This is a genomic window from Streptomyces violaceusniger Tu 4113, assembly GCF_000147815.2.
Lineage (GTDB): Bacteria > Actinomycetota > Actinomycetes > Streptomycetales > Streptomycetaceae > Streptomyces > Streptomyces violaceusniger_A.
This window is the reverse complement of record NC_015957.1, coordinates 3,824,193-3,836,483: the sequence shown is the minus strand read 5'-3', so window position 1 is coordinate 3,836,483 and position 12,291 is coordinate 3,824,193. Positions and strand designations below refer to the sequence as shown.

Here is a 12,291-nt window from a genome sequence, read left to right as displayed (position 1 = left end):
TACCCCCCACCTCCCGGAATGGAGCACCCATGCGCAACCGTCTCCACGTCGCCGCATGCGCCCTGCTGGCCTCCCTGACGCTCACCCTGTCCGCCTGTTCGGTGGACGACACCCCCGGCGACGGCAAGGACAAGAGGAGCCATCCGGCGGCCACGCTCGCCCCCGAGCCCAAGGACAGCGCGCTGGCGGCCGAGGTGCCCGAGGAGTACACCAAGAAGACGCTGATCATGGGTGTCAGCGAGTACGCGCCGTATGTCACCTTCGAGTCCGACGGGAAGATCACCGGGCTGGTCCCCGAACTGTCCGCGCAGCTCTCCTCGTTGCTCGATGTGAAGATCAAGGTGGAGCGGACCAACTTCGACGCGGTGATCCCGGGGCTGAAGTCCGGCCGGATCGACCTCAGCGCCCCCTCCGGCGACTTCATCGAGCGTCAGAAGGAGGTCGACTTCGCCGACTTCGCGCAGAGCAGTGTGACACTGATGGTGCTCAAGGACAGCTCCTTCCGCCCCAGGAGCGGTCTCGAGGTCTGCGGGCACAAGGTCGGCGTCGAGAAGGGCGCCGGAACCCAGAACGTACTCGCCGCGCAGAACAAGCGCTGTGCCGCGAAGGGCAAGCCGTCGGTGGACGCGAAGCTCTACACCGATCTGCCCGCCGCCTCGCTGGCGCTGCAGAGCAAGCGCGTGGACGCGGTGGCCGCGCCCAGCGCCTCCAACACCTCGGTCAGCCAGAACGCGCAGGACCGCTTCGAGACGCTCGAGGTCAAGGACATGATGGACCTGCCCGCCGCGTCGGCCATCTACGGCATCCAGGCCAAGAAGGGCACCGGCCTCGCCTCCGTGATCGTCAAGGGGCTGCAGAAGATGTACGAATCGGGCACCTACGCCAAGCTCTTCGGCCAGTGGGGGCTGCCGCTGTCCACGGTCACCCGGTCCCAGCTCGCCGTCAACGGCTCCAAGCAATCCCAGACCCAGTGAGATCTTCCATGGCACGAACCAGTCGGACCGAAACGAGCGGGGACAGAGAGCGGGCGGCCTGGGAGGAGCCCGCCCGGCTGCTGGACGAGCGGGTGTGGCGACGCACCCTGCGCGTTCCGATGCGGGACGGGGTCGTCCTGGCCGCCGATCTGTTCTCCGCCGAGGAGCGGCCCGGGCCCCGTCCGGTCATCCTCGAACGGACCCCCTACGGCCGCCGCGACCTACGCGACTCCGACCGCAGCCGCCACGACGAGCCGGTGCCGACGCCGGAGGAGACCTCGGCGCTCTTCGTCCGCGCGGGGTACCACGTGGTGCGGCAGGACTGCCGGGGCCGCGGGGACTCGGACGGCACCTTCGTGAAGTACCTGGGCGAGGGGCCGGACGGCGCGGACACCATCGACTGGATCGCCGCCCAGCCCTGGTGCGACGGCCGGGTGGCCATGATGGGGGTGTCCTACTCGGCCCACGCCCAGACGGCGGCCGCGGCCGAGTCCCCCACCGGCCTGTCCGCGATGTTCATGGACTCCGGCGGCTTCGCCAGCGCCTACGAGGCCGGGATGCGGATGGGCGGCGCCTTCGAGCTCAAGCAGATCACCTGGGCCTTCCGGCACGGTGAGGAGAGCCCGGAGGCGGAGCGGGACCCGCTGGTGCGCAAGGCGTTCGCGGGGACGGATCTGCGCGACTGGTTCACCGTGCTGCCGTGGCGCACCGGCGTCTCCCCGCTGCGTCAGGTGGGGAGTTACGAGCGCTATCTGCTCGACCAGTGGCGGCATGACGCCTTCGGGGCGTACTGGCGCCAGCCGGCCATCTACGGGCGCGGCCACTACGACCGCTTCCCGGATGTGCCGACCCTGCACATGTCGAGCTGGTACGACCCTTATGTGCGCTCCACCATCGAGAACTTCACCGCCATGGGCCGGCTCAAGCGGTCCCCGGCGTATCTGGTGATGGGGCCGTGGAAGCACGGGCTGCGCTGTGTCACCTTCGCCGGCGATGTGGACTTCGGGCCCGCCGCGACGTTCAGCGGCAATGTGGACACCTCGTATCTGTCCTTCCGGCAGCGCTGGTTCGACGCGGTGCTGGGGGGCGGCGACCCGGAGTCGATCCCGCGGGTGCGGTACTTCCTGATGGGCGGCGGAGACGGCCGGCGCGACGAGGCCGGGCGGATGCGGCACGGCGGCCGGTGGCACACCGACACCCGGTGGCCACCGGCCGGGACCCGGGAGACCGCGTTCTACTGCCACACCTCGGGCGAGCTGAGCCGGGAGCGGCCGGCGGCCGAACGGGGCTGGGTGGAGTACGACTTCGACCCGAACGACCCGGTGCCGACGCTGGGCGGCCAGGTCACCTCGGGTGAGCCGGTGATGGTGGGCGGCGCCTTCGACCAGGTGCCGGACGAGCGGTTCTACGGTGCCCGCCCGCCGTATCTGCCGCTGAACTCCCGGCCCGATGTGATCTCGCTCGCCACCCCGCCGCTGGAGGAGCCGCTGGTGGTGGCCGGGCCGGTCACGGCGCGGCTGTTCATCTCCTCCTCCGCCCCGGACACCGACTTCACGGTGAAGCTGGTCGATGTGTATCCGCCGAACGAGGACTATCCGCACGGCTTCGCGATGAACCTCACCGAGGGCATCTTCCGCTGCCGCTTCCATGAGTCGTTCGAGCGCCCGGAGCCGCTGGAGCCGGGCGAGGTGTACGAGATCGAGATCCCGGCGCCGGACACGGCCAACCGCTTCGAGGCCGGGCACCGGCTGCGGGTGGACATCTCCTCCAGCGACTTCCCCCGGTTCGACGTCAATTCCAATACCGGGGTGCCGGAGGCGGTGAGCCGCCGCAAGGTGGTCGCGACCAACCGCGTCCACATGGACGCGGACCGCCCCTCGGCGGTGCTGCTGTGGACCCAGCCGGGCTGACGGACCGCGGGCGCGCGGCCGTCACCGCATGATGGTCGCCAGCACGTCCTGCCCCAGCCGGAGCAGGGTGGTGGTGGCCAGCCGGTGGTAGACGTACTTGCCCTCGCGCTCGGACTCGATGAGCCCGGCGTCCCTGAGCTGGCGCAGGGTGCGGGAGACCTGCGTATCGGCGAGCCCCATCCGCTGGGCCAGTTCGGAGGTGGTGATGGGCTCGCCCAGCAGATGGCGGCACACCTCCATCCGGCCCAGGGACGCCAGCGCGGACATCCGGGCCCGCAGCTCCGCCTGGGTGAGCTGATCGGCCGTCCTGTCCTCCTGGGCGGCGAACTGGAGCACCACGGGGTGGGACTCCTCGTCCTTGACGGTCAGATGCGGCCAGACATGGACGGAGGGGAGCAGGAAGAGCGGGCGCGGGCCGATCTCGATCTCGGCGACGGCCAGCTTGTCGTAGCGCACCCGCTCCCCGCCCCGGGAGACCACCGCGGTGGGGCTGAGCCCGGCCAGCACCTCGGCCAGACCTCGCCGCCGGATGTCGCTGCGGACCCGGGCGGCGGCCGACTCCAGCCGGTCGCGGACCGTGCGCCACTCGGAGGCGAAGAACGCCTCGGCGCAGGAGTCGAGGAAGCACAGGAGCCGGCCGCGCAGCCCCTCGGGCGAGGCCACCAGATCGTGGGCCAGCTCCCCGCGCCGGATGGACCGCAGCTCGCACTGGGCCACATAGCGCTCGGCGGCCCCGGGGTCGGTGAGCAGGCTTCGGGCCGGGGGCACGGCCTCGCGGAAGCCGAGCACTCCCTGGGAGCACAGGCCCACGAACTCCTCGAGCGGCAGCTTCTCCAGATGGCGCAGCTCGTCCTCGAAGGGCTGGTCCAGCGGGAGCCCCAGCGGGAACAGCAGCCGGCAGCGGAGCCGGGCCCACAGCGGGGACAGGGCGCTCATCTCATGGGCGAGGGAGGGGGAGATCGCCGTCCCGAGCCGGTGGGTCCAGCGCTGGGCCTCGGGGTGGTGGTCGGGCTCGGCCATAATGTGCAGCACCGACATGAGCTCGGCCAGCGCCGACCGGCCGACGTATACATCGGCCGGTCGTGCGCGCTGGAGGTTGAGCGTGATCCCCACACCCGCACATTACTCGGCGGGTGACGGGCCCGGCCGGGGTGTCTCGCGAATCGGCGCCGGAGCCCCAGGTCAGGGGCTTGGGGCGGCCGGGGCCGGTCGCGGGGCCCGGTCAGTCGCGGGGCAGCAGAGGGCCCAGCGGGCCCAGATCCAGGTTGAGGTCGTCCTCCGTCAGCCCGAAGTGCTCCCGCAGCTCGGCCATGTTCTGCTCCAGGGCCATCAGCGTCAGCCCGAGCTTCTCTATCTGTTCATCGCTGATGCCGCCCTGCTCGACGCGGCGCAGCGCCTGCCGCTCCATGAGCTGCCGCAGCAGCTCGACGATGGTGAGCACCAGACCGGCCAGGCTCTTGCGGACCGACTCCTCGTCCACTTCGATCCGCCGGCCGGGCCGGGGAGCGCGGTCATCCGTCATGGCGGACCCCCTCCCTTCCTCCTCGTTCCTCCTCCTCGTTCTCCACCCGTACGGAGGCGATCAGGGCGCGCAGGGAGATCCGCACCAGGTCGATGTCGGCGATGGTCAGGGTGATCTCCCCCGCGATCACCACGCCTCCGGCGAGCACCCGGTCGAGCAGGTCGACCAGGGCCACCTCCCTGCGCTCGATCGCACGGGTCACGACGGCGCCTCCTCCGGCCGGGCCTCTCCTTCCTGTCCTTCCTCTCCTTCCTGTCCTTCCCGCTTCGGCGGAGCGGTGAAGGAGTACGGCGGCCAGGGGCCGCTGACCTCCAGGGTGACGCCGGGGTAGCGCTCCCCCAGGGTGATCACCAGGGCGGTGAACTCCTCGGTGAGGCCGTCGGGCACCAGATAGGAGTTGTTCAGCACCATCCATCCCTCGTACTTGGCCAGCGCGGTGTCCTGCGGCGGATGGGCGGCCGTCGCCCCCGCCAGCGCGGCGAGGGAGGCGTGGATCCCCGCCGCCCGCTCGGTCGCCCGCAGATGCGCGGTCTCCTGGTCCTGCCGCTGGGCCCGCCGGCGCAGCAGATAGGCGGTTCCGGGGCTGTCCTCGCCGCCGGCGGGCTCGTCCGGGTCGGGCAGGAAGGACCTGGGGTCGACATACGCCTTGACGCCCCACTCGGTGCGGCCCGCCACCCGCCGCAGCGTGGCCGTGAAGTCCTCCCGGCGCTCCTGGAGCATCGCGCGGACCCGGTCGTCGTCGTGGTAGAGCGTGGCGAAGCGCAGCGGGATGACCTGGCCCTGGCGGGCCGCGCCGTTGATCACCCGGTGGTGGGCGCGGGCCGTGCGCTCCAGCCACTCCAGGTCCTCCAGATGGCCGCGCAGCGCGTCCTCGTCGAACTCCTCCAGGGGTACGGAGCCCACGACGGCGGCCAGCCCCGCCTTCTCCACCAGGCGCACCGGCTCGTCCGCCACACCGGTGAGCCCCTGCGGCGGGGCGCCGTCCTCGGGAGCGGCCGTCACCGCGTACAGCCAGGTGGCGAGGGAATCGGTCACCGTTCGTCCTCCCGCTCCGCACCGCGGTCCACCTCGCGCGCGCCGGGGCCGTCCTCCAGCTCGCCGACGCGCCGCCGCAGCCGCTCGTTCTCCTCCAGGACGTCGCGGGCGCCGGAGGAGAGCGTGGGGTCGTGCTCCCACCAGTCGATGCCCATCTCCTTGGCCCGGTCCACGGAGGCGACCAGCAGCCGGATCTTGATCGTCAGCAGTTCGATGTCCAGCAGATTGATCTGGATGTCACCGGCGATGACGATGCCCTTGTCGAGCACCCGCTCCAGGATGTCGGCCAGGCTGGAGGGCTCGGAGCCACGGCGGGCCGGTTCGCGTGCGCCGCCGGTGCGCCGGACCGGCGCGTTCCAGTCGGAGCTCTGGTTCATGTCCGGTCCTCCCTCCTGCCCCGGTAGTAGCGCTCGGTGCGGCGGTAGGAGGAGAGTTCGCCGGTGTCGTCCAGCTCGACCTGGTACTCGGCGAGGATGTCGGTGGAGTCCGGTATCCGGTGGGTCTCGACGACCTCGATGCCGATGATCCAGCCGTCCTCCCCGCGCTCCAGCGAGGTGACGCCCTCCGCGGCCCGCCCGGTCAGCCCCTCCACATGGCGCGCCGCACTCCGCGCGGCGCCGCGGGCGTCGAGGGCGGAACGCCGGGGCCACTCCCGCTCATGGCCCTGCTCGTGCCGGTCCCGTTCCTCACGGGGCCGGGTGCGCGGCCGCTCCTCGTGGTGGCGGTCGTCGCGGTGGCGATCCTCGTCGTGGCGCGCCTCGCGGCGGCGCTCCTCGCGAGGCCGTTCCTCGGGGGGCACGGCTCATACCTCCATGCCCCCGCCGGGCGGCCCCTGGGACATCAGCCTGCGAACCAGCTCGTCCTCCTCGCGGGCCGCCTCCTCCTCGGTGAGCTCTCCGCTCTCCCGGGCCTCCGCGACCTCCTCCAGCCGCTGCTTGATCACCTCGGGGTCGTAAAGCTGCCGATGAGCCTCGTCATGAAGCCGCTCGGCGACCCAGACGACACCTCGCACCGGGGCCAGCGGCAGCGTGACCAGGCCGGTGAACAGTCCCATGGCTACTCTTCGCCTTCCTCTCCTTCGAGCAGTGCGTCGGCCACGAAGTCGTACGGCGCCAACGGGCCGAGCAGCCGCAGCCGGACCCGGCCGTGCCAGAGCTCGGCGAGCTCCTCGGCCGCCTCCTCGAACGCCTGCCGCTTCGCGTCCTCCACCAGGAACGAGGCGTTGACCAGCCCTTCGGCGGACGCCGCCTCCTGCGACACCGAGCCCAGCGCATACGGCCCCAGCCGACGGTCGAGCTCCAGCGCGTCCACGCTCCGCTTCGCTTCGATGGTGTCCAGGACGAGCCGGCCGAGCTGGATCCGCTGCTCGTACCCCTCCTCCTCCGGCAGCCCCCGCAGCTCCTCGCGGAGCCGTCTGGCCTCCGGCTGTTCGGTCACCACCTCGCGCAGGACCGCGTCCTGCTCATACCGGGCGCGCACGGTGAGCTGCGAGCGGCCGCGGAGCCGGTCCAGGCCACGGGCGAAGTCGTCATGCCCCTCGGCGAGCAGCTCGTCGGTCACCGCCGCGGTGTCGCGCACCACGGTGCCGAAGCGGAACGGCAGCACCGGTGGGCCCTGCTCGGCCAGGCTGTCCAGCACCTTGGCATGGGTGCGCAGATCCTCGGGGGTGCCCAGCGGCTTGCCGACGGGCACCTCGCTGACCACCGCGGCCTGGCCGCGGTGGCGGACCAGGGTCACCGGGGCCTCCGGATCCCCGACGGCGGGCAGGTCCTTGACCGCCTCATCGGTCCGGTCGTCCGTGACGACCCCGTAGACATAGCAGGCACGTCCGTCCTCGGCCATCACCGCTCGCGCTCCCTGTGGCTGGTGGAACCCCTCGTGCGCCGGGGCCTGCCCCGCTCCTCGGGCTCGGGCTCCCGGTCCTCGTCGGCATCGTCGGCATCGTCCTGCAGCAGATCCGAGACCGATTCCTTGACGCCCTCCAGGGCGCCCTTGGTCTTCTTCTTGCCGCCGCCCTCCCGGAGGTCGTCCATGAGGCCGGGCAGACCATGGGTCTCGGTACCGCTGCGGGCGAGGTCGAGTCGGTTGGTCGCCTCCGCGAACCGCAGATACGTGTCCACGCTGGCGACGACGATCCGGGCGTCGATGGTCAGAAGCTCGATGCCCACCAGGGACACCCGCACATACACATCGATGACCAGGCCCTTGTCCAGGATCAGGTCGACCACGTCGACCAGGGCGCTGGAACTCGCCCGGTCCAGATACTGGCTCTGCTGTTGGCGTGCTACGGTCACCGCGCTCACCCGTTCCCGGGGCGGGAGCCGTCAGCGTCGCTCGCGGCGCCGTACGGGCTCCTCGTCCTCGTCATCCTCCTCGTAGGCGTCCCGGGGCTCCTCGTCCTCGTCATCCTCGGGCTCCTCGGGCTCTTCCTCCTCGTCGTACTCCTCGCGCTCCTCGCCTTCCTCGCCCTCCTCGCCCTCCTCGGGCTCTTCCTCCTCGGACTCCCGTCCCTCCCGGTCGTCCTCCTCCACGATCTCGCCGTCGCGCACCACACCGCGCCAGCCCACGATCTCGTCGGGGTTGAGCAGTACCTCGCGCATGAGATGACGGCGGAAGTGCTTCATCTCCAGCCGCATCCGGCGGCCCTGGGCGCGCCAGAGGTTGCCGGTGCGCTCCATGAAGCCCTGCGGCCAGTACTCCAGGACGAAGAGGATCCGGGTGAGCTCGGGGGCCAGCTCATGGAAGGTGATCGTGCCGTCCACATGGCCCTTGTCGGCCCTGGACTTCCAGATGATGCGCTTGTCGGGCACCTGCTCGATGACCTCGGCCCGCCACTTGCGGTGCGACCAGAAGATCTGGGCCTTCCACTCGGATTCGATCCCGACCTCGTCCTCGTCCTCGTTCCGGACGTCCTCGACCTTCTTCATGTACGAGGGGAAGTTCTCCCACTCCGTCCAGAGGTTGTAGGTGAGGGACAGCGGCGCGCCCACGTCTATCTGCTCCACGATGTTGGTGACCTTGAGCTTCTTGCCGCCCTTGCCGCCACCGTCGCCGTCGCCACCGCCGCCGAGGCCCGGGATCACGCTCTTGACCTTGTCGACGACCTTCTCCTTGACCTGGCCCTTGACTTGGTCCTTGACCTGGTCCTTGGCCGTGTCGACGACCTTCTCCCTGACCTGCTCCAGCCCGCCTTTCAGAGGCCCGAGCGATGCCGTCCCGGGGTTCTTGCCCAGGTGGGTGACCGATTCCAGGGCCCGTTCGCCCAGCGCCGCCAGCAGGCTCTGCGCTTCCTTCACCAGGCGGTCGGTGGGCAGGTCCTGGGAGAGCGCACCGCGCCCACCGGTCCGTTCCTTGGGGGTTTCCTCAGCCATCGCCCTCACCTCTGGCTTCGCCGCGCGGGCCCTTCGGAGCCGGTCCGCTTCCTGGCCTGTGCCGGACGGTCGGCCGGCTTGCGCTGCTGCTTGCCGCGCTCACGCGGCTCGCCTTCGCGGGACCGTGCGGCTCCTCCACGCTCGCGCTCCTCGCGCTCCTCGTGCTCCTCGCGCTCCTCGTGCCCGTCCGGCTCCTCGTGCTCCCCGGCCTCCGGCTCCCCGCCCTCCGTACCGCCGGTGCGCAGGGTCGAGGCGCGCTGCTCCAGCCGGTCGCTCAGGGCGTCCATGCGCCTACTGGCCGCCGACATGGCCGCCTCCCGACCCGCGGTGACCAGACGGCCGCCGATCTCCTGGCCGAGCCTCCCGAACTGGGAGGACTTCAGCTGCTGGGCGCCCGGTGGACTGATGCCGGAGCTGAGGCGCTTGCCCGCGGCGATACCGGCGAGGCCGAGGACCAGGGCCCCCCTATGGCCACGCCCGAACAGATAGCCACTGGCGAAGGCCAGTGCCACCCGGCAGTTCTTCATGATCGCTCCTCCTCCCGGAGCCGAACGAGTCAGCCGTTCGGGTGCATATAACCAAGTATGGTGCATATCACCCTATTCAGTGACCTTTTGGGTCGGAGGGGGTGCCCTCTTGCGTCGCGGGGGCTGGTTCACGGGCGAGGGGTCCGTCAGGCCGCGAGCGCCGGATGCAGCACCACCTTGGTGTAGCCCTCCACCCGCTTGTCGAACTTCTCGTACGCCTGCGGGGCCTGGTCCAGCGGGAGTTCATGCGAGACCACGAAGCTGGGCCTGGCGCGGCCCGCGATGATCAGGTCGCGCAGTTGGCGGTTGTAGCGCTTGACATTGCACTGGCCCGTGCCCATGCGCTGGCCCTTCTCGAACATCCGGCCGATGGAGACCAGAAGCTGACCGCGTTTGGCGTGCTCGTCGGGGGCGCCGGGGTCGGAGGGGACGTACAGCCCCGGCACGCCGAGCCGTCCGGTCGGCCGCACCGTGTCGACCAGCGAGTTGAGCACCACCGCGGGCTCCTCATGCCCGGCCTCGCGCCCCTGGGCCTGGTAGCCCACCGCGTCGATGCCCTTGTCGGTGCCCTCGCCGCCGGTACGGTCCAGGATCTGCCGCACCGCGTCGTCCTTGCTGAAGTCGATGGGGATGGCGCCGATCTCCTCGGCCTTGGCCAGCCGCTCGAGGACCCGGTCGACCACGAAGACCTTGGCCGCGCCGCGCAGCAGCGCGGAGTAGGCGGACATCAGCCCCACCGGGCCCGCGCCGTAGACGGCCACACTCTCGCCCGGGGAGACCTCGGCCAGCTCACAGCCGTGATAGCCGGTCGGGAAGATGTCGGCGAGCAGGACGAAGTCGGTCTCGAACTCCTCGCCCGCGGGCAGCTTCAGGCAGTTGAAGTCGGCGAAGGGCACCCGCAGCCGCTCGGCCTGGCCGCCCGGGTAGGGGCCCATCGCCACATAGCCGTAGGCACCGCCCGCGAAACCGGGATTGACGGTGAGACAGAAGCCGGTGTCGCCCGCGAGGCAGTTCTTGCAGAATCCGCAGGCCACGTTGAACGGCATGACGACGCGGTCGCCCTTGGACAGCGCGACGACGCCGGGGCCGGTCTCCTCGACGACGCCGAGGTTCTCGTGCCCGAAGACGATGCCGGGCTCGGCCGCCGTACGGCCCTCGTACATATGCAGATCGGAGCCGCAGATCGCGCTGGAGGTGACGCGGACGATCACATCGTTCGGATGCTCGATCCGAGGATCGTCGACGTCCCTCACCGCCACCGAATAGGGCTTCTCGTAGACGACGGCTTTCACCTGGATCACCTCCGCGTCGGATGCTGACGAGCGGCGGTGGTGGCGGAACGGCCGGTCCCAGGGTGTCTCGGCCACCACCGGGTACTTCCAGCGAAACGCCGTCGGACGCCCGGCGCAACCGGGCCCCGTGATCCGGGGCCTACTCGACCGTGATCCAGTCCAGAGTGCGCTGGACGGCCTTCTTCCAGCCCGCGTAGCCCTCCTCCCTGGCCTTCTGGTCCCACTGGGGCTCCCACCGCCTGGACTCGCTCCAGTGGGAGCGCAGCTCATCGGTGTCCCGCCAGAAACCCGTGGCCAGCCCCGCGGCGTAGGCGGCGCCCAGGGCGGTGGTCTCGGCGATGACCGGGCGGCTGACCGGTACGCCCAGCACATCGGCCTGGATCTGCATGCACAGCTCGTTGTCGGTGACCCCGCCGTCCACCCGCAGGACGTCCAGGTGGATGTCGGCGTCCCGCTCCATGGCCTCGACCACGTCCCGGCTCTGGTAGCAGATGGCCTCCAGGGTGGCCCGGGCGATATGGCCATTGGTGTTGTAGCGGGTGAGGCCGACGATCGCGCCCCGGGCGTCGGAGCGCCAGTACGGGGCGAAGAGCCCGGAGAAGGCGGGCACGAAGTACACCCCGCCGTTGTCCTCGACGGTGCGGGCGAGCCGCTCGCTCCCGGAGGCCTCGTCGATCATCTTCATCTGGTCGCGCAGCCACTGGACGGCCGAGCCGGTGACGGCGATCGAGCCCTCCAGGGCGTAGACGGGAGGGCTGTCGCCGAACTGGTACGCCACGGTCGTGAGCAGCCCGCTGGTCGAGCGGATCAGCTCCGCTCCGGTGTTGAGCAGCAGGAAGTTACCGGTGCCATAGGTGTTCTTGGCCTCACCGGGAGCGAAGCAGACCTGGCCGACCGTGGCCGCCTGCTGGTCGCCGAGGACGCCGGTGATGGGGGTGGCGGTGCGCAGCGGGCGGGAGGTGCGGGCCTGGCCGAACGCCTCGGGGTGGGAGGAGGGGTTGATTGTCGGCAGCATCGCGCGCGGAATGCCGAAGATCTCCAGCAGTTCGTCGTCCCAGTCCAGCGTCTCCAGGTTCATCAGCATGGTGCGGCTGGCGTTGGTGACATCGGTGGCGTGGACGCCGGCGCCGGGGCCGCCGGTGAGGTTCCACAGCACCCAGGCGTCGGTGTTGCCGAAGAGGGCGTGGCCGCGCTCGGCGGCCTCGCGGACGCCCTCGACGTTCTCCAGAATCCATTTGATCTTGCCGCCGGAGAAGTAGGTGGCGGGCGGCAGCCCCGCCTTGCGGCGGATGATCTCGCCACGGCCGTCCCGTTCGAGGGCGGCGGCGATGGTGTCGGTGCGGGTGTCCTGCCAGACGATGGCGTTGTAGTACGGGCGGCCGTTGCGCGGATCCCAGATCACCGTGGTCTCGCGCTGATTGGTGATGCCCATCGCGGCCAGGTCGTCGGCCGTGAGGCCGCCCTCGCGGAGGGCGTTCTGCATCACGGAGTTGGTGCGCTCGTAGATCTCCACCGGATCGTGCTCGACCCACCCCGCGCGCGGCAGGATCTGGCGGTGCTCGAGCTGGTACCGAGCCACCTCGTCGCCGTCGTGGTTGAAGATCATGAAGCGGGTGCTGGTGGTTCCCTGGTCCACCGCACCGACGAATTCCGGCATGAT

Annotated in this window: 15 protein-coding genes; 2 read left to right on the top strand and 13 right to left on the bottom strand. The window is 70.7% G+C overall.

Annotated features, from left to right (window positions below; genetic code table 11):
• Positions 1 to 29: 29 nt before the first annotated feature.
• Positions 30 to 974 (top strand): transporter substrate-binding domain-containing protein, encoded by a 945-nt coding sequence (locus tag STRVI_RS16635; protein ID WP_014056824.1) that lies wholly within the window; start codon positions 30 to 32, stop codon positions 972 to 974.
• 8 nt (positions 975 to 982) lie between these two features.
• Positions 983 to 2,884 carry a CocE/NonD family hydrolase gene (locus STRVI_RS16630; protein WP_014056823.1) on the top strand — a complete coding sequence of 634 codons (1,902 nt, stop codon included), beginning with the start codon at positions 983 to 985 and terminating at the stop codon, positions 2,882 to 2,884.
• 21 nt (positions 2,885 to 2,905) lie between these two features.
• On the opposite strand, the gene STRVI_RS16625 is transcribed toward STRVI_RS16630, so the two are convergent.
• From STRVI_RS16625 to glpK, 13 genes are all read right to left on the bottom strand, one after another.
• A complete protein-coding gene (locus STRVI_RS16625) occupies positions 2,906 to 3,997 on the bottom strand; it encodes a helix-turn-helix domain-containing protein (RefSeq protein WP_014056822.1) in 1,092 nt (363 codons plus the stop codon).
• A gap of 109 nt (positions 3,998 to 4,106) precedes the next feature.
• Entirely contained in the window at positions 4,107 to 4,406 is a 300-nt protein-coding gene (locus tag STRVI_RS16620; protein ID WP_014056821.1) for a gas vesicle protein K, read from the bottom strand.
• Entirely contained in the window at positions 4,396 to 4,608 is a 213-nt protein-coding gene (locus tag STRVI_RS16615) for a gas vesicle protein (protein WP_014056820.1), read from the bottom strand. Before STRVI_RS16615 ends, STRVI_RS16620 begins: the two co-directional genes overlap by 11 nt.
• Complete coding sequence (locus STRVI_RS16610; RefSeq protein ID WP_014056819.1) at positions 4,605 to 5,441, bottom strand: GvpL/GvpF family gas vesicle protein; 837 nt, start codon at positions 5,439 to 5,441, stop codon at positions 4,605 to 4,607. Before STRVI_RS16610 ends, STRVI_RS16615 begins: the two co-directional genes overlap by 4 nt.
• Positions 5,438 to 5,818, bottom strand: a complete 381-nt coding sequence (locus STRVI_RS16605) for a gas vesicle protein (RefSeq protein ID WP_014056818.1) — start codon at positions 5,816 to 5,818, stop codon at positions 5,438 to 5,440. Before STRVI_RS16605 ends, STRVI_RS16610 begins: the two co-directional genes overlap by 4 nt.
• Positions 5,815 to 6,240 carry a gas vesicle protein GvpO gene (gene gvpO, locus STRVI_RS16600; RefSeq protein ID WP_014056817.1) on the bottom strand — a complete coding sequence of 142 codons (426 nt, stop codon included), beginning with the start codon at positions 6,238 to 6,240 and terminating at the stop codon, positions 5,815 to 5,817. Before gvpO ends, STRVI_RS16605 begins: the two co-directional genes overlap by 4 nt.
• A 3-nt stretch (positions 6,241 to 6,243) precedes the next feature.
• On the bottom strand, positions 6,244 to 6,495 hold the full coding sequence (locus STRVI_RS16595) for a gas vesicle protein GvpG (protein WP_014056816.1): 252 nt from the start codon (positions 6,493 to 6,495) through the stop codon (positions 6,244 to 6,246).
• A 2-nt stretch (positions 6,496 to 6,497) separates the two neighbouring features.
• Entirely contained in the window at positions 6,498 to 7,283 is a 786-nt protein-coding gene (locus tag STRVI_RS16590; RefSeq protein ID WP_014056815.1) for a GvpL/GvpF family gas vesicle protein, read from the bottom strand.
• A complete protein-coding gene (gvpJ, locus tag STRVI_RS16585; RefSeq protein WP_014056814.1) occupies positions 7,283 to 7,735 on the bottom strand; it encodes a gas vesicle protein GvpJ in 453 nt (150 codons plus the stop codon). The genes STRVI_RS16590 and gvpJ overlap by 1 nt, the downstream gene beginning before the upstream one ends.
• Before the next feature lie 30 nt (positions 7,736 to 7,765).
• Positions 7,766 to 8,812, bottom strand: a complete 1,047-nt coding sequence (locus STRVI_RS16580; RefSeq protein WP_014056813.1) for an SRPBCC family protein — start codon at positions 8,810 to 8,812, stop codon at positions 7,766 to 7,768.
• Positions 8,813 to 8,817: 5 nt separating this feature from the next.
• Positions 8,818 to 9,339: a hypothetical protein gene (locus STRVI_RS16575; protein ID WP_014056812.1), complete on the bottom strand. Its 522-nt coding sequence runs from the start codon at positions 9,337 to 9,339 to the stop codon at positions 8,818 to 8,820.
• Positions 9,340 to 9,485: 146 nt separating this feature from the next.
• On the bottom strand, positions 9,486 to 10,631 hold the full coding sequence (locus STRVI_RS16570; RefSeq protein WP_014056811.1) for a glutathione-independent formaldehyde dehydrogenase: 1,146 nt from the start codon (positions 10,629 to 10,631) through the stop codon (positions 9,486 to 9,488).
• 139 nt (positions 10,632 to 10,770) lie between these two features.
• Positions 10,771 to 12,288, bottom strand: a complete 1,518-nt coding sequence (gene glpK, locus STRVI_RS16565) for a glycerol kinase GlpK (RefSeq protein WP_014056810.1) — start codon at positions 12,286 to 12,288, stop codon at positions 10,771 to 10,773.
• Positions 12,289 to 12,291 lie beyond the last annotated feature (3 nt).

What these genes read in the sequence shown, in the direction of transcription:
- STRVI_RS16630 (WP_014056823.1), top strand. Translation starts at nt 983, where the DNA reads ATGGCACGAACCAGTCGGACCGAAACGAGCGGGGACAGAGAGCGGGCG.
- glpK (WP_014056810.1), bottom strand. Translation starts at nt 12,288, where the DNA reads ATGCCGGAATTCGTCGGTGCGGTGGACCAGGGAACCACCAGCACCCGC.
- STRVI_RS16575 (WP_014056812.1), bottom strand. Translation starts at nt 9,339, where the DNA reads ATGAAGAACTGCCGGGTGGCACTGGCCTTCGCCAGTGGCTATCTGTTC.
- STRVI_RS16580 (WP_014056813.1), bottom strand. Translation starts at nt 8,812, where the DNA reads ATGGCTGAGGAAACCCCCAAGGAACGGACCGGTGGGCGCGGTGCGCTC.
- STRVI_RS16605 (WP_014056818.1), bottom strand. Translation starts at nt 5,818, where the DNA reads ATGAACCAGAGCTCCGACTGGAACGCGCCGGTCCGGCGCACCGGCGGC.
- STRVI_RS16595 (WP_014056816.1), bottom strand. Translation starts at nt 6,495, where the DNA reads ATGGGACTGTTCACCGGCCTGGTCACGCTGCCGCTGGCCCCGGTGCGA.
- STRVI_RS16635 (WP_014056824.1), top strand. Translation starts at nt 30, where the DNA reads ATGCGCAACCGTCTCCACGTCGCCGCATGCGCCCTGCTGGCCTCCCTG.
- STRVI_RS16590 (WP_014056815.1), bottom strand. Translation starts at nt 7,283, where the DNA reads ATGGCCGAGGACGGACGTGCCTGCTATGTCTACGGGGTCGTCACGGAC.
- STRVI_RS16620 (WP_014056821.1), bottom strand. Translation starts at nt 4,406, where the DNA reads ATGACGGATGACCGCGCTCCCCGGCCCGGCCGGCGGATCGAAGTGGAC.